The 16,121-nt window shown below is 71.7% G+C and carries 13 protein-coding genes; 6 read left to right on the top strand and 7 right to left on the bottom strand.

All coding sequences use genetic code 11. The features are described 5' to 3' along the window. Nucleotides 1-227: 227 nt before the first annotated feature. The 3 genes from H7K62_RS11090 to H7K62_RS23835 are packed head-to-tail and all read left to right on the top strand — an operon-like array spanning nucleotide 228 to nucleotide 3,351. Nucleotides 228-1,460 (top strand): extracellular solute-binding protein, encoded by a 1,233-nt coding sequence (locus tag H7K62_RS11090; protein ID WP_222437464.1) that lies wholly within the window; start codon nucleotides 228-230, stop codon nucleotides 1,458-1,460. Nucleotides 1,461-1,515: 55 nt separating this feature from the next. Next, complete coding sequence (locus tag H7K62_RS11085) at nucleotides 1,516-2,451, top strand: carbohydrate ABC transporter permease (RefSeq protein WP_186718113.1); 936 nt, start codon at nucleotides 1,516-1,518, stop codon at nucleotides 2,449-2,451. Nucleotides 2,452-2,454: 3 nt separating this feature from the next. Further along, entirely contained in the window at nucleotides 2,455-3,351 is an 897-nt protein-coding gene (locus tag H7K62_RS23835; RefSeq protein ID WP_186718111.1) for a carbohydrate ABC transporter permease, read from the top strand. A 43-nt stretch (nucleotides 3,352-3,394) separates the two neighbouring features. Here the strand turns inward: H7K62_RS23835 and H7K62_RS11075 are convergent, their stop codons facing one another. After that, the gene (locus tag H7K62_RS11075) at nucleotides 3,395-4,432 is read right to left on the bottom strand and encodes an NAD(P)-dependent oxidoreductase (protein WP_186718109.1); all 1,038 of its coding nucleotides are present in this window, start codon (nucleotides 4,430-4,432) and stop codon (nucleotides 3,395-3,397) included. Nucleotides 4,433-4,532: 100 nt separating this feature from the next. On the opposite strand from H7K62_RS11075, the gene H7K62_RS11070 reads away from it, so the two are divergent. After that, entirely contained in the window at nucleotides 4,533-4,763 is a 231-nt protein-coding gene (locus tag H7K62_RS11070) for a hypothetical protein (RefSeq protein ID WP_186718108.1), read from the top strand. Between the two features lie 24 nt (nucleotides 4,764-4,787). On the opposite strand, the gene H7K62_RS11065 is transcribed toward H7K62_RS11070, so the two are convergent. Together H7K62_RS11065 and H7K62_RS11060 are read right to left on the bottom strand one after the other, a co-directional pair. Further along, nucleotides 4,788-5,999: a M20 metallopeptidase family protein gene (locus tag H7K62_RS11065; protein WP_186718106.1), complete on the bottom strand. Its 1,212-nt coding sequence runs from the start codon at nucleotides 5,997-5,999 to the stop codon at nucleotides 4,788-4,790. 19 nt (nucleotides 6,000-6,018) lie between these two features. Then, nucleotides 6,019-6,855, bottom strand: coding sequence for an undecaprenyl-diphosphate phosphatase (locus H7K62_RS11060; protein WP_186718104.1), 837 nt, complete (start codon nucleotides 6,853-6,855; stop codon nucleotides 6,019-6,021). Nucleotides 6,856-7,020: 165 nt separating this feature from the next. Between H7K62_RS11060 and H7K62_RS11055 the strand changes: the two genes are divergently transcribed. Together H7K62_RS11055 and H7K62_RS23830 are read left to right on the top strand one after the other, a co-directional pair. Then, entirely contained in the window at nucleotides 7,021-10,134 is a 3,114-nt protein-coding gene (locus H7K62_RS11055; RefSeq protein ID WP_186718102.1) for a DEAD/DEAH box helicase, read from the top strand. Beyond that, nucleotides 10,134-11,009 (top strand): SWIM zinc finger family protein, encoded by an 876-nt coding sequence (locus tag H7K62_RS23830; protein ID WP_186718100.1) that lies wholly within the window; start codon nucleotides 10,134-10,136, stop codon nucleotides 11,007-11,009. Before H7K62_RS11055 ends, H7K62_RS23830 begins: the two co-directional genes overlap by 1 nt. 28 nt (nucleotides 11,010-11,037) lie before the next feature. Here H7K62_RS23830 and H7K62_RS11045 read toward each other — a convergent pair whose 3' ends face one another. The 4 genes from H7K62_RS11045 to H7K62_RS11030 all read right to left on the bottom strand — a co-directional run bounded on the left by H7K62_RS11045 (nucleotide 11,038) and on the right by H7K62_RS11030 (nucleotide 16,096). After that, on the bottom strand, nucleotides 11,038-11,418 hold the full coding sequence (locus tag H7K62_RS11045) for a hypothetical protein (RefSeq protein WP_186718098.1): 381 nt from the start codon (nucleotides 11,416-11,418) through the stop codon (nucleotides 11,038-11,040). Between the two features lie 439 nt (nucleotides 11,419-11,857). Continuing rightward, nucleotides 11,858-13,546 (bottom strand): ORC-CDC6 family AAA ATPase, encoded by a 1,689-nt coding sequence (locus H7K62_RS11040; RefSeq protein WP_186718096.1) that lies wholly within the window; start codon nucleotides 13,544-13,546, stop codon nucleotides 11,858-11,860. Between the two features lie 262 nt (nucleotides 13,547-13,808). Next, a complete protein-coding gene (locus H7K62_RS11035) occupies nucleotides 13,809-14,813 on the bottom strand; it encodes a BadF/BadG/BcrA/BcrD ATPase family protein (RefSeq protein ID WP_186718094.1) in 1,005 nt (334 codons plus the stop codon). Nucleotides 14,814-14,815: 2 nt separating this feature from the next. Continuing rightward, the gene (locus H7K62_RS11030) at nucleotides 14,816-16,096 is read right to left on the bottom strand and encodes a family 4 glycosyl hydrolase (RefSeq protein ID WP_186718093.1); all 1,281 of its coding nucleotides are present in this window, start codon (nucleotides 16,094-16,096) and stop codon (nucleotides 14,816-14,818) included. Between the last annotated feature and the right edge of the window lie 25 nt (nucleotides 16,097-16,121).

The following is a 16,121-nucleotide window of genomic DNA, read 5'->3' as shown; positions in this document are numbered from 1 at the left end:
CCACCGGATTTCTATCGTTGCAAATCGGGGGCCGACCATGCAGACTCCGGGCCAGCGCACGACGAGGAGGTCGATGATGTCCACGAGGCTGCCCGCAGGGCACCCACCCGTCACAGCACCGCCGGGCCCCAGCCGCCGGGGGGTCCTGGCCGGGGGCCTGGCCGGCCTGGGGGCCCCTGGGCCTGTCCGGTGGCCTGGCCGGCTGCGGCTCGCCCCTGGCCGCGGGCGTGGCGGGCACCCCGCTCGACCCCGGGTCGGTCACGTTCTGGAACCTGTTCGGCGGCGGTGACGGCGCCCGCCTGCAGACGATGCTCGACGAGTACCGCACGCAGCACGGCGGCGCGAGCTCCCTGACCGCCGCCACCTTCGCCTGGGGCAACCCGTACTACACCAAGGTCGTGCTGGCCACGCTCGGCAACAAGCCGCCGGACGTCGCCGTGGCCCACGCCACCCGCGCGACCATCCTCGCCCAGGCCGACCTGCTCGAGCCGATCACCGAGGACCTGCTCGGCCTCGTGGGCCTGTCGAGCTCGTCCTTCACCGAGTCGGTGTGGAACGCGGGGAAGGTTGGGGACAGCTACTACACCGTCCCCCTCGACACCCACCCCTTCGTCATGTACTTCAACAGCGACGTCTGCCAGAAGGCGGGCCTGCTCGCCGGCGACGGCAAGCTCAACAGCATCCAGGGGACCGAGGCGTTCGAGGCGGCGCTGACCGCCATCAAGGGCGTCACCGGCGCCACCCCGCTCGCCGTCGCCTCCGTGGGCGACACCGCCGGCCAGTGGCGCCTCTTCCAGACCCTGTACTGGCAGCAGGACGGGGCCACCCCCTTCCTCGGGGACGACGGCGCCACGCTCACCGTCAACGAGGACCTCGCCATCACGACGATGGAGTACACCTCCTCGCTGGTGAAGAAGGGCCTGCTCACGCCGACCGAGGACTACGCCGGCGCCCAGACGCTCATGTTCACCGGCAAGGCCGGCTTCTACATGCAGGGCGAGTGGGAGATCACCACGGCGCAGGCCGTGGAGGGGCTGAAGTTCGGGATGGTCCCGGTGCCGCAGCTGTTCGACAAGCCGGCCGCCCAGGCCGACTCGCACACCTTCATCCTCCCGAGGATGGACCGCACCGACGCGCAGAAGAAGCTGGCGATGGGCTTCATCAAGTCGATGCTCGACCAGTCGCTGACGTGGGCGAAGGGCGGGCACATCCCCGCCTTCAAGGAGACCCTCGACTCCGCCGAGTACAAGGCGCTCGAGCCCCAGGCCGACTACGCCTCGGCGGCGGAGATCGCCAACTACGACCCGCCCGGCTGGTACTCCGGCTCGGGCAGCAACTTCGAGAACATCGTCGGCGCGCAGCTGGGCCTCGTGCAGCAGCAGCTCGCCAGCCCGCAGGACGCGCTCGCGGCGATGAAGTCGCAGCTGCAGACCTATCTCGACACCCCGAGCCCGGTGTGACCGCGCCGACCCGGCAGACCCGGCACGCCCAGCAGACCTGGAAGGAGAGCCTCCGGTGACCGCTCAGACCCTCGCCCCGCCCGGGGCCGCCGCACCGGCGGCCCCCTCGCGCCGGGTGAAGCGCACCGACGCCCGCGCGGGGTGGCTGTTCATCGCCCCGTTCGGCGTCTTCTACGCGCTCTTCCTCATCGTCCCGGTGATCTACATGATCGTCGTGAGCTTCTTCAACACCTCGCTGGTCAAGCCCGGCATCGGCAGCTTCGCCGGGCTCGGCAACTACGCGGAGATGCTCGGCCGGGACGACTTCCGCCAGGCCCTGTGGCAGACGCTGTACTTCACGCTCATCACGACCGTCCCGCTGGTCATCCTCAGCTTCGTCTTCGCGGTGCTCGCCAACCGCATGAACCGCGGCCAGTGGTTCTTCCGGCTGGCGTTCTTCCTGCCGTTCGTGCTGCCCTCGGCCACCATCTCGCTGATCTGGGTGTTCATCTTCACCCCCGGCACCGGCCTGTGGCCCTCGCTGCAGTCCCTGTTCGGGCTCACCCCCACCGCCGTCCTCGGTGACCCGACCTGGGCGATGTGGGGCGTGGCCGCGGCCACCGTGTGGTGGACCCTCGGCTTCAACTTCGTCCTCTACCTCGCGGGCCTGCAGGACATCCCCCGCGAGCTGTACGAGGCGGCCGCCGTGGACGGCGCCACCCCGTGGCAGCAGATCCGCCTCATCACGCTGCCGCTGCTGGCCCGCACCACCACCCTCGTGGTGCTGCTGCAGATCATCGCCAGCCTGAAGATCTTCGACCAGGTCTACCTCATGACCTCCGGCGGCCCGGGCATCTCCACGCAGGTGGCCCTGACGCTGACGGCGGGCGTGGCCTTCACCGACAACCGCATCGGCGCGGCGTCGGCGGCCTCGGTGATCCTCTTCATCCTCATCATCGTCATCGCCCTGCTGCGCCAGGCGTTCGAGAGCTACCAGAGCAGGAGGGCCTGAGCCGTGTCCGCCACCTCAGTGCGCAACGGCGTCTCGGCCGCCGCCCCGGCGGCCCGGGTCGCCCCCGAGAAGGCCGCCAGCAGCGGGCGCGCCTTCACCGTCATCACCACGGTGGTGCTCGTCGTCTTCGCGGTCATCTGGCTGATCCCCAGCCTGTTCGCCCTCAAGACGTCGCTGTCCAGCAACGCCGAGGCGGCCCTGGGCACCGGCCCGATCCTCACCGCCGCGCCCACGCTGCACAGCTACGGCACCCTGCTGGCCAGCGGTGACATCTGGAACTGGTACCTGTCCAGCTTCCTCACCTCGGCCGTGACGACGTTCCTCACGGTGCTGTTCGCCTCGATGGCCGGCTTCGCGCTGTCGCGGCTGCAGTTCCCGGGCCGCCGCATCGTGTTCCTGCTCATGATCCTCGGCATCATGGTGCCGGCCCAGGTGCTCGTGGTGCCGATCTTCCAGATGCTCAACATCGCCGGGCTGCTCAACACCTACTGGGCCGTGATCTTCCCGCAGGTGCCCGCGGTCATCGCCGTCTTCGTGTTCAAGCAGTTCTTCGACGGGCTCCCGCGCGAGCTCGAGGAGGCCGCCCGCATCGACGGCGCCGGCTACTGGCGGATCTACCGCCAGGTGATCATGCCGCTGAGCAAGCCGATCATCGCGGCGATGGCGATCGTCACCTTCGTCGGGGTGTGGAACAACCTCATCCTGCCGCTGTTCGTGGTCTCCAACCCCGAGCTCATGACCATCCCCGTCGGCCTGGCCACGGTGCAGGGCTCCTTCGGGCAGCGCTACGCCGACATCCAGGCCGGCGCCGTGCTCGGCGCGCTGCCGCTGGTGGTCCTCTACCTCATCTTCCAGCGCAGGATCATCGAGGGCGTGGCCGGCACCGGCATCAAGGGCTGACGCCCTCCCGACCAGCACCTGCCAGCACCGACCAGCACCCGGCTCAGGGCCGGGGGACCGCGTTCACCAGCGGCTCCCCGGCCCTGAGCCGTCTCACGTTCTCGGCGACGTCGGCCACCCGCGCCAGCAGCGTCTGCCGGGTGATGCCCGAGCTGTGGGGCGAGGCCACCACGTTGGGCAGGGACCCCCAGTCGCACCGCCCCGGCGCTCCGGTGACCGGCCCCGGCGCCCCGCCGGCGGCACCGCCGGACCCCCCGGCCGCACCGCCGCCGGGGTAGCTCCACCACACGTCCAGCACCGCCCCGCCGAGGCGGCCCGCGCGCAGCGCCTCGAAGAGCGCGGCCTCGTCCACCAGCGGCCCGCGCCCCACGTTGACCAGCACCGCACCCGGGGGCGCCAGCGCCAGCAGCCGGGCGTCCACCAGCCCCGTCGTCGCCGGGGTCAGCGGTGCCGACAGGACGACGACGTCGGACCCGGCCACCAGCTCGTCGAGCCGGTCCGTGCCACCCGCCCACGCCAGCCCGTGCTCGGCCGCGTCGAGCCGGCCGCTGCCGGTCACCGCCGCCCCGGTGGCGCCGAGGGCGGCGAACGGCGCCCAGCACGCGCGGCCGATGGCCCCGAACCCCACGAAGCCGACCCGCGCCCCGTCCAGCCCCAGCGGCAGCGGCAGCGACGCGTCGAACGTCGAGGACGCCCACTGCCCGCGCTCGCGCAGCGCGACGTCCTGCTCCCGGACGCGCCGCCTCAGGACGACGACGCCGGCCAGCACGTGCTCGGCGATGCTGCGCTCGTGGTGGCCGGTGTTGGCCAGCAGCACCCCGGCGGGCAGGGCGCCGGTGTCGATGGCGTCCAGTCCGGCCGCGGGGCACTGCAGCAGCCGCAGCGAGGTGCTCCAGGGGACGAGCGAAGCCGTGTACCGGCTGGCCACCAGCACCTCGGCGCCGGGCAGGTCCCGCGCCACGGCCTCCCTGTCGAAGCGGGGGTGCCACGCCACCTGCGCGCCCGGTGCGACGGCCTCGACCGCGGCCTCCAGCTCGGCCGCCACGGCGGGCAGGTTCGGGTCGATGACGACGATGCGCACGGCCCCATCCTCGCGGGCGCCCCCGCGGGCACGGCTCCTCAGGCCGGCTTCAGGTCCGCGGTGTGGAATGTCCGGTACGTCCCGTCACCTGGAGGTCACCGTGCGCGCCGTCCGCTCCCTCACCCAGACCGCGTTCACGCTGTTCGTGCTCGCGGCGCTCGTCGTCGTCCTGTTCGCCTTCGCCCTCCCGCGGGTGACCGTGCCGGGCGTCGACACCCGCGGGGTGGAGCAGCGCTCCCAGCACCTCGTGCAGCAGACCGAGGCCGTGGTGACCGGCGCCGTCAGCGGTGCCTGGAACGGCGCCGTGGCAGGCCTGCGCTCTGCTGGCTGATCGGCAGGGCGATCAGCCAGTCGGTCAGCGGGCCAGGTGGTGCAGGGCCATCGCGGCGAGCGCGGCGGCCTGGTCGCCGAGGACGGCGTCGTCGAAGAGCACCAGCGGTGAGTGGTTCCACGCCGTGGTGGCCGGGTCCACGCCGTCCGGGCTCGCGCCCAGGAACAGGAACGCGCCCGGCACCTGCTCGAGCACGAAGCTGAAGTCCTCCGAGCCCATGAGCGGCACGGGCATGACGGTGCCGCGGCCCTCGCCGAGCAGGCCCTCCACCACCTCGAGGGCGGTGGCGGCGGCGCCGGCGTCGTTGACCGTCACCGGGTACTGCACCTCGAAGGACACCTCCGCGGTGCACCCGTGGGCGGCGGCGATGCCGTGGGCCAGGCGCGCGGTCTCCTCCCGGAGCCTGTCCACCGACGCCGCGGACAGGGTGCGGACGGTGGCGCCCAGGCTCGCCGACGGCGGGATGACGTTGAGCGCCTCGCCCGCGGACAGCTGCGTCACCGACAGCACCACCGGGTCGTGCACGTCGAAGCGGCGGCTGACCATGGTCTGCAGCGCCGTGACCAGCTCGGCGAGCGCCGGCACCGGGTCGAGCGCCGCGTAGGGCCGCGAGCCGTGGCCGCCCGCGCCGTGGACGGTGATGTGCAGCTGGTTGGAGCCGGCCATGAGCGGTCCGGGCCGGGTGCTGAAGACCCCGCGCGGGCCGGGTGCCACGTGCACGCCGTAGGCGGCCACCGGGTGCGACCCGGAGGCGGCGAGCACGCCCTCGTCGACCATGATCTTGGCGCCGCCGAAGCCCTCCTCGCCGGGCTGGAACATGAGGACGACGTCCCCGGCGAGCTCCTCGCGCCGCGCGGCGAGCAGGCGCGCGGCACCGACCAGGCCCGCCACGTGCAGGTCGTGGCCGCAGGCGTGCATGGCGCCGTTGGTGGAGGCGTAGGGCAGGTCGTTGCGCTCGACGACGGGCAGCGCGTCCATGTCGCCGCGCAGCAGCACGGTCGGGCCGGGACGGGCGCCGCGCAGGACCGCGACCACGCCCGTCGTCGCGCTGTCCGCGGGGCCGGTGCCGACCTCCAGGCCCAGCCCGGCCAGGGCCTCGAGCACCGCCGCCTGCGTGCGCGGCAGCTGCAGGCCCACCTCGGGAGCGGCGTGCAGGGTGCGGCGCAGCCCGACCAGGTCGGGCAGGAGCCGGGCGGCGTCGGTGAGGAGGCTGTCGGCGGGGGTCGGGCTGCTCACCCGCCCCACGGTGCCACCCTCAGGTGGCGGAGACGACCCCGGTCCCCACCAGCGCCAGCACCACGGCGCCCGCGACCACGCGGTAGACGATGAACAGCGAGTAGCTGTGCCGGGCGATGAACTTCAGCAGCCAGTCCACCGTCACGTACGCCACCACGAAGCTCACCGCGGTGGCCAGCAGCGTGGGGCCCCAGCCGATGCCGCTGGCGATCTGCGGGGCGGCGCTGACGCCCTGGTAGACGCTCGCGGCCGTGAGGGCCGGGATGGACAGGAAGAACGACAGCCGCGTCACGGTGACGCGGTCGAGACCCCGGACCAGGCCGATGGACATGGTGGCGCCCGAGCGCGAGACGCCCGGCACCAGCGCCAGGCACTGCACCAGGCCGATGGCGAGCGTGTCGCGCCAGGTCACCGAGCTCTCCGGTCGGTCCTGCCGGGCGGTGCGGTCCGCGTAGAGCATGACGAAGCTCCAGGCGATGAGCGCGGCGCCCACCACCCACAGGCTGCGCAGCGTGGTCTCGATGACGTCGGAGAAGAGGAACCCGATGACGCCGATCGGGATCGAGCCGACGATCACGCCGATCGCCATCCGCCAGTCGGCGTTGTGGCGGGCCTGGGGGTAGCGCAGCCCGTCGAGGAAGGCGGCGATGAGCCGGACGATGTCGCGGCGCAGGTACAGCAGCGTCGCCAGCACCGCGCCCACCTGGATGATCACGGTGAAGGCCGTGATGTCGGGGTCGTCGATGGTGTAGCCGAGCAGCTTCTCGAGGATCGTCAGGTGCCCCGTGGAGGACACGGGGAGGAACTCCGTGACCCCTTCTACAGCTCCCAGCAGGACGGCGTGCCACCACTCCACGTCAGACGATCCCTCTCAGAACGACACCGCCGGCGGCCCGGCGACTCCGTCGACGCCTGCCGGCACGGTGACCCACGGTAGGGGAGAGCACCTGACGCAGACCTGACGACGGGCCGACGCGGCTCCACCCGCGGGCTGTCACCGCCGCTCACTAGAGTCCGGCGGGTGCTCGCGGTCCACGGCGTCTGGGCGCGGCGCGGCGCCCTGTGCCTGTGGGCGGAGGCGCCCGCGCGGCTGCCGCTGACCGGCGCCGACGCCGAGGCCGTCCGCGAGGCGCTCGCGGACGGGCTGCCGCGGCTGGCGCACGCCCTGGTGGCGCGGGCGCGCGGCACGGTGGAGCTGCAGCTGCCCCCGGGAGGGGAGCCGGCCGCGGGCGCGCCGGCGGGCCTGTCGCTGCAGCGGCTGCCCGCCGTCGTCCTCGGGCCCGACCGGGCCCTGCCGGTGCTGCTGGAGCTGCACCGGCAGCTGGTGGTCTCCTCAGCACGCCCGCCGTGGCCGCTCGAGGTCGGCGAGGACCTGCTCTGGCTGGCCGGGGTGGCCGCGGCCGCCGACGCCCGCGCCCGGGCGGGGCTGCTGGTGCCGGGGCTGGAGCAGGCCGAGGGCGAGTGGTGGGGCCGCTGGCACCCGCTGGTGGACAGGGCGTGGCGCCGCTGGTGCTCCGCCGCCGCCGCTGCCGCGCCTCCTGCCGCCCGGTCCGAGGACGAGGGGCGCAGCGGCCGCCCGGGGGAGGAGCTGGTGGGCGCCGTCGTCGCCGACCTCACCGCCGCGGTGGGCGCGCAGCTCGCGGCAGCCCTGCCGGCGCCGGCGCCGGCGCCCGAGCCGCTGGAGCCGCTGCCGGCGGGTGGCGCGGACGCGGTCTCGGCCTGGCTGACCTCCCTGCGCACGGGAGAGCCGGTGGGGCCGGAGGCGCCGGCGCGGGCGCTGGTGGAGCTGGCCGCGCGGGCGCAGCGCTGGCGCACCAGCGCCACCACCCAGCCCGCGGAGCTGCTGCTGCGGGTGGCCGAGCCGGAGGGGGAGGACGAGCCGTGGACCCTCCAGGTGCGCCTGCGCTCCCTGGACGACCCCAGCGCCGTCGCCACCCCCGCGGAGGTGCGCCGCGGCGTCGGCGGGCTGTGGGGCCAGGACTGGGACGGCGACCTCGACCCGTGGGCGTTCGCCGTGGCCGAGCTGGGCCGCGCCGCCGCCGTCCACCCCGGGCTGCTCGAGCTGGGGGCCTCGCCCGACGCCGACGCCGAGCTCGACGCCCAGCAGGTGGTGGACCTCGTCACCGACGGGGTGCCCGCGCTGGTGGACGCGGGCTTCGCCGTCGCCCTGCCCGGCCGGTGGCTGCGCCCGACGGTGGGACTGTCGGTGCGCGCCCGCCGCCCCGGCGACGGCCCGGCGCCGCAGGGCACCTCCGACGTGCCCGCCGCGGTGGGGGCGCCGGGGTCGCTGGCCAAGACCGACCTGGTGGAGGTCGACTGGCGGGTGGTCCTCGGCGACGTCGAGCTGGACGAGGCCGAGCTGGCGGTGCTCGCCGCGCAGCGCGCCCCCCTGGTGCAGCTGCGCGGGCAGTGGGTGCAGGTGGACGCCGACGCGATCGCCAGGTCCCTGAGGTTCCTGCAGCGCTCCGCGCACCAGGAGTCGTCCCTCACCTCGCTGACGGGCGTGCTGGGGCAGCTGGCCTCGGGGAGCCTGCCCGCACCGCTGGTGTCGCTCGACGGCGACGGGCCGCTCGGCGCGCTGCTGGGCGGTGGTGAGAGGCGCGCGCTGGAGCCGGTGCCCGCGCCCGCCGGCCTGCGCGCGCAGCTGCGGCCCTACCAGGAGCGAGGCCTGGCGTGGATGGCCTTCCTCGACGCGCACGGCCTGGGCGGGGTGCTCGCCGACGACATGGGGCTGGGCAAGACGGTGCAGCTGCTCGCGCTGCTGCTGTCCGAGCGCGAGCAGGACCCGCAGGCGGGCCCGACGCTGCTGGTCTGCCCCATGTCGGTGGTGGGCAACTGGGAGCGCGAGGCGGCGCGCTTCGCACCGGACCTGCGGGTGCACGTCCACCACGGTCCCGAGCGGCTGCGCGGCCAGGAGCTGCTCGACGCCGCCGCGGCCGGCGACCTCGTGCTGACGACCTACCCGCTCGTGGCCCGCGACGCCGACGACCTCGCCGCCGTCGCCTGGCGCCGCGTGGCCCTCGACGAGGCCCAGCACGTGAAGAACCCCGGCACCCGCGCCGCACGGGCCGTCCGCCAGGTGGCGGGCGCGCCGCACCCGCCGCAGGGCACGCAGCGGATCGCACTCACGGGCACGCCGGTGGAGAACCGGCTGGCGGAGCTGCACGCCGTGCTCGACTTCACCAACCCCGGCGTGCTCGGCAGCGCCACCCGCTTCCGGGAGCGGTTCAGCGTGCCCGTGGAGCGCCACGGGGACGAGAAGGCCACCGCGCTGCTCACCACGCTGACCCGGCCGTTCGTGCTGCGCCGCACCAAGACCGACCCCGGGGTGGCGCCCGACCTGCCCGCCAAGCTCGAGCTGGTGGTGCGCGCCAACCTCACCACCGAGCAGGCGGCGCTGTACAAGGCCGTGGTCGACGAGATGCTCGCCAAGATCAAGGAGGCGGAGCAGCACCGCGACAAGCAGCAGCGGCGCGGCCTGGTGCTGGCCACGCTCACCCGGCTCAAGCAGGTCTGCAACCACCCCGCGCAGCTGCTCGCCGACGGCTCGCCCTTCCTGCGCCGCGGGCAGCACCGCTCGGGCAAGCTGGCCCTGGTCGACGACGTGCTCGACACCGTCGTCGCCGACGGGGAGAAGGCGCTGCTGTTCACGCAGTACCGCGAGCTGGGCGCGCTGCTGGTGCCGCACCTGCAGCAGCGGTACGGCGTCGAGGTGCCCTACCTGCACGGAGGGGTCTCCAAGAAGGCCCGCGACGAGATGGTGGTGGGCTTCTCGGAGGGGAGCGCGAGCCCGCTCATGCTGCTGTCGCTGCGCGCGGGTGGCACGGGGCTGAACCTCGTCGCGGCCAACCACGTGGTGCACGTCGACAGGTGGTGGAACCCGGCGGTGGAGGCCCAGGCCACCGACCGGGCGTTCCGCATCGGGCAGACCCGGCAGGTGCAGGTGCGCAAGCTCGTGTGCGTGGGGACGGTGGAGGAGCGCGTGGACGAGCTCATGACCCGCAAGGCCGACCTCGCCTCGGCCGTGGTGAGGTCCACGGACGCCGCCGAGGGGGGCGCGGGCTGGCTGACGGAGCTGTCCACGGACGAGCTGCACGACCTGGTGCGCCTGGGCGCCGAGGCGGTGGGGGAGTAGTGGCCGGGCGTTCCGGGACCACCGCGTGGGACTCCTCCTGGCCGCCGGGCACGCGGATCAAGGCCGACGGCATCAAGCCGCGGTCCAAGCGCGGGGCGTTCGCCACGACCTGGTGGGGGCGCCGCTTCACCGACGCCGTCGAGGAGGCCGCCGGGCCCGGCCGCCTCGCGCGGGGCCGGACCTACGCCCGCGCCGGGCAGGTGGTGCACCTCGACGTCGCCACCCCGGGCACCCGCGCCGCCGGACGGGTGCTGGCGACGGTGCAGGGCAGCCGCACCACGCCCTACGACGTGGTGCTCACGCTCGGCACGTGGGACGCCGAGACCCGCGGCGAGCTCGCGGACGCCCTCGCCGCCGACCCCGCGGTGCTGACGGCGGTGCTCGGCGGGACGCTGCCGGAGGCGTTCGAGCAGCTCTGCCTCGACGCCGGGCTGGTGCTGCTGCCGCGGAGCCTGTCCGACCTGCGCACCAGCTGCACCTGCCCGGACCTCGTGGAGCCGTGCAAGCACGCCGCCGCCGTGGTCTACCTGCTGGCGGAGCGCCTCGACACCGACCCCTTCACGGTGCTGCGCCTGCGCGGCGTCGACAGGGACGGGCTGCTGTCGCTGGTCGCCGAGCGCCGAGCCGCCCAGGACGACGACGAGAGCGCCGCGCGGCCGGCGCGCCGGGCTGCGGTCGGGGGACCCCTGCCGGCGGACGGGTCGTTCTGGCGCGGGCACCCCCTGCCGCCCCCGCCGGACCCGTCGCTGCCGCCGGGCACCAGCGCCCTGGACGCGCTGGACGCCTCGCTGCTCGGGCCGGCCGGCGACGCGGTGGTCGCCCGGCTGCGCCCCCTGCTGGCGGAAATAACCAGCCTTACCGGGCGGGTCGATTAGAAATTATGAGCGCACATCGTCTGGGTGCTCAAAATTTCAAGACTTCCTTGACGTCGCTGTATGCATCGAAAGCCCAGACGGGGTAGTTGTCATCAATGCCGCTCCGGCAAGCGTCAAAGAGTGGCCAAAAAAGAGCGCCATCATCCTTCCAGGTGCCATTGAGAAGAGCCTTGTCAACCCACCGGCCAATTATCTCTGAGAATATCCAACGGTTGTATGAGCGAACGAGGGTTTCACATACTCCGGCTACTGACTGAAGGAGGGTGAAATCAAGTCGAAGTCGGACAAGCCCCGTCCCAGCCCCGAGTCCCAGCTCGGCTCGGGAATTGCTTCCGATGATCCCCCGCGCATGTACTGCGCTATGCCGAAGATGGCAGACCACGTCGAAGCTATTGAGGGCAGCGTCCACGGAGCTATTCTGCTTAATGCTCAGCCCAAGTAATCCTTGAGTTCGATTTCTTATGCTTTTCCCGCTCGCTAGACTTCCACCGTCCAGCACCGCGTAACCAAGATCGGCCGCGGGGTAGGACAGCGCGGCAAGAAGACTGACGCTCTGAGTCTGGGCTGCTCCACGACTCGTGGGGCAAATGTGGATGAGGCGGGAGAGGAGGGAGCGAAAATACGCCTCCGTTGCGCTGACGAAATCTAGGAGAAGGTGCTCAGCCAGCCGGGGATCGCTGGCCAAGGCGCCCGGGGTTCCACGGCGGATGCTTGTACGAAGGTCTTCGAGAAAGCTGTCGATCGGAGCCTGACGTGGAGCGGTCCAGGGAACGTGTGCTTGTCTAGGATCCACCTCATTCGGCGTCTCTTGTACGCAAATGTCGGGCCAATTGACAGCCGCTGCGGGCTTAGACATAGACGAACTCCTCAGCGTACCGAGTGATTCGTGATGCCCAGACTGGTCCCACAAATCTGATGGACCTCAATTGTGCCTGCTCGACGTCCAGAAGAATGTCCTGCACGCTTCGCATCTCCGTATGTTCGAGTATGCCGTCTAGCTTTTTACGCGTCAGAGGCAGACTCTCGATGGGTGCCCTCAGGAGTTCTTCAAAAACCGAGGCATCCTTTAGGCGATTGCCGCACCGCAAGCAGTACTGTGCCTCGGCGGCCGCGCGCGGTTCGCCGCATCGCTCACACGGAGGCAAGTCTAAAACGCATCGGTCGGCATAGTTGGATCCGAGGAGCGTGGCCGCGCTTCGACGCACACGCGAAGCATTCGCCCGGCCAGTGAGGGCGGCCACAGCAGCCTGAGCAGATGGGTTTCTGCCCAAGCCGAGTGCATTTTCATGCAGCAGGATCGCATGATGCATCCAGAATTGCCTGTAGGAGTAATCTCCCTGACTAATCGAGCGAAGGTCCCGTACGAGGCCGGCATACTCAAGGAATGCAAGCACCCGACCAAGCTCTGCGGAGACCGGTTCTTGTATGGCCACCACGGCGGTTCGCTGCTCGCCTTCGGGTCGATTGTCATTGAACTCGCGCAGGGATTCGATCATTTGGGCTTGGAGTTGCTTACCAACTTCAATGAATCGTTTGTATCGAGGAAGTTTAAGGGCGAGGGCGTCGAATACGTCACGAGTGCTCTGGGCGAAGTTTCCTACAGCCTCGTCAGCGAGTCGCTTATTGGGGAGCAGGTTACTGACTTCATCTAGGCCGAGCATCTCGCTCAGCATCAGCAAGAAGCCGCGAGGCAGGCCGAAACTAGCGACCGCCGCATAGTCCACGAGACTGTCTCGAAGAGCCTGTTCGCGCCCCTCTGAGACGGGTAATCTGCGAGATGCAATTTCGCGCATTGTCACTAGGTAGTCGGGATCGTCGGGGCGCATCCAAGCTTCCACTAACTGGGCATCATGGCCAAGTTGAAAAGTGGGCGTATAGTTGGTCACGCCTGGGTAAACCGCTGCTTTGCAGGAGACGTATCGCGATCGTAACTGCGTGAAGATTTCGAAGAATTCGCGCTGCTGTTCCGACGAAAAAGCATGGGCAGCGTCGTCAAAAAGAAGAACCACTCGTCGCGGGGGTATACCTTCAGTCCACTCCTCCAGTTGCTGAAGGAGACTTGTCGGCGTCAAGTTCGTTGGAGGCACTTCAGGAGCTTGTCGCGCCTCGACCTGCTCGATAAGGGTCGCACAGGTGCCGGCGAGCTGTTGAAGGCTTTCCGGCACCGCGCCCATTTTTCCTATGGATTCGTTAAGGGAGACAACTATTCTTGATAGCACCCACTGGCGGAACATGGCGAGAGCATTTGCGTTTCGGTGAAAATTTGGCTCCAGTGCCAGACTCTTTGCATAGTTGACGTAGACTGGTAATGCCTGCTGGCTTTCCAGTAGACTAAAATAGGCGAGCCGGAGATAGGTACTCTTCCCGCTTCCCCGGGGGCCGATCAGGAGCTTAGGGCCTGGCCCTGTTAGCTTCTCCAATATCTGATTGTCGCGATGGGTGCGCGTAGTCCATGCGTGCAACTCTTCTGAAGAAAGGTACTCGGCGCGCTCTTCAAAAACATTTTCGCTGGGCTCAGTCTGCTCGTCCTTGACCATGTTCCTCGCCATTCTCGCGCTTGTTCCTTGAAGGCGCATCTGATGTCGCCTCGTACCCGGTGTCATTCAGATTGATCACGCGGCTGTCTCGACCCCGCGACTGTATGATCTGCGGTCCCGCAAGGCTCTTCTCGGATCGGCGCCTGACGCACCATTCCCCAAGGTTCTGAGGATGTCTGCGATCATCGCTCATGGTGGCCGTAGCCGCGGCTACTTGCAGCATCTCGCTCAACTCTGGGGCTCGAGGATGTTCTGTTCGGTGTCATTGCAGCTGGGCGGCCAGGGCTGCGGGGGTGGGGCGGGCGCCGGCGGGCAGCGATCCCGCCGCCACGGCGGCGTCGAACGCCAGCAGCAGGGAGCCGACCACGGGCGCCACGTCGGTGTACCGGATCGAGCCGTCAGCGACCAGCGGGTCGCGCGCCAGCAGCGCCGCCCGCACCTCGGCGGTCAGCCGCGGGGTGCGCGCGTGCAGCAGCCCGCCGCCCAGCACCACCGGCAGCTCGTGCAGCGGGTGGCCCAGCCGCGCGGCAGACGCCGCGGCGAAGTCGGCCACCTCACCGGCCAGCCGCGCCACGAGGCCCACGGCCACGGCGTCGCCGTCGTCCGCGGCGGCCAGCACCGCCCGCGCCAGGTGCCGCTCGGACCCCGCCGGCGCCCGCCCCCGGTGCAGCGCCAGCACGGCCTCGTGGGCGGTGGCCGTCCCGTACTGGGCGCAGACCGCGGCGGTCAGCGCCGTGGCGGGGCCGCGCCCGTCCTCCTCGCGGCAGGCCGCCCCGAGGGCCGCGACGCCCAGGTCGGAGCCTCCGCCCCAGTCACCCGAGACCGGCCCGAGCGACAGGAACCGCACCGTCCGCTCACCGTCCAGCCCCACGGCGTTGGTGCCGGTCCCCGCGATGACGGCGATGCCCCTCGCGCCGTGCGCGTCGTCGTCGGCGGCGGAGCGCAGCACGGCGAACAGGTCGTTCACCACCGACAGCACCCCGCCCGAGCGGACCAGCCCCCGCGCGTGGGCGGCGGCCACCAGCGCCGCCTCCTCGTCGGGCTGGTCGACGCCCGCCACGGCGAGCGCGGCCACCGCGTACCTGCCGGTCGGGGCACCGGATGCGGCCAGCGCCGCGCGCACCACGTCGAGGCAGCCGTCCTCGCCGTGCTCGTCGGTGGACCCGCCCGGGCCGCGCCCGGACCACAGCACGCGCCCGGAGGCGTCGGCGACGGCGACGGCGGTCTTCGAGCCGCCGACGTCCACCCCCAGCAGCAGCCCCTCCACGCTCAGGCCCCCGCGGCCCGCGTGACCCCGGGCAGCAGCTGCTCGACGAGGTCCCACTGGCCCATGAGCGGGTGCGCCAGCAGCGCGCGGCGCACGTCGTCGTCGTCCCGGGTCACCGCGGCCCGGGCGATGAGCTGCTCGTAGGCGGTGACCTGCTGGACCAGCCCGCGGGCCTCCGGGGCCAAGGGCGGCTGCGGCAGCGGCCGCACCGTCCCGCCGCCCGCCGAGCTGACCTCGCAGGGCACCTCGACGACGTCGTCGACGGACAGCCCCGCGACCACCGGCGCGCCGTCCAGGGAGTTCCGCACGTCCACGACGTGCACGCCGGGGCGGTCGCCGAGCAGCGAGGCGAGCAGGTCCACGGCGGCCTCGGAGTAGTACGCGCCGCCGCGCCCCTCCAGCGCCGCCGGCTTGGTGACCAGCGCCGGGTCGGCGTAGGCGCGCAGCAGCTCGGCCTCGAGGTCGGCGACGACGGCGGCGCGCGGCCGCTCGGTGCGCTGGGCCGCCACCACGCGGTCGTGCTCGTAGAAGTAGTGCAGGTAGTAGGAGGGGATCGCCCCGGCCAGCCGCACCAGCTCGGGCGGGAACGGGTACTGGGCGACGACGTCGGCCATCCGCTCCGCGAGGATCCGCGGGAGCACGTCCTCGCCGTCCAGGAGCACCCGGCGGGTCCACGACAGGTGGTTGAGCCCAGCCGGGTCGACCGCCACGCGGCGCAGCTGCTCGCGGTCGGTCACGTCCACGCCGAGCAGCCGGGCGGCCCACCGCTGCACGCCGATGGCGTAGTTGCACAGGCCCACGGCGCGGTGCCCGTGGTCGAGCAGGGCGCGCGTGACGATGCCGACGGGGTTGGTGAAGTCGACCACCCACGCCCCGGGCGCGCTTCGCCGGCGCACCTCCTCGGCGATCTCCAGGACGACGGGCACGGTCCTCATCGCCTTCGCCGCGCCGCCGGCGCCCGTGGTCTCCTGGCCGACGCAGCCGCAGGCGCCGGGGAACGTCTCGTCGCCCAGCCGAGCGGCCTGGCCACCCACCCGCAGCTGCAGCAGCACGGCGTCGGCGCCGTCGAGAGCGCGGTCGCGGTCCGTGGTCAGGGTGGTGGTGACGGACAGCCCCTGCGCGGCGAGCATCCGCTGCGCCAGGCCGCCCACCACTTCCAGGCGGGAGCCGTCCACGTCGAAGAGCACCAGCTCGTCCACGCGCAGGTGCTCGCGCTGCGCGGCGAGCCCCGAGACCAGCTCGGGGGTGTAGGTGGACCCTGCTCCGACGACGGTGACCTTCACGCTGCCCTCACACACCCAGCCTTGC

The sequence above is a fragment of the Quadrisphaera sp. RL12-1S genome (genome assembly GCF_014270065.1).
Taxonomy (GTDB): Bacteria; Actinomycetota; Actinomycetes; order Actinomycetales; family Quadrisphaeraceae; genus Quadrisphaera.
This window is presented reverse-complemented; position numbering and strand designations above follow the sequence as displayed.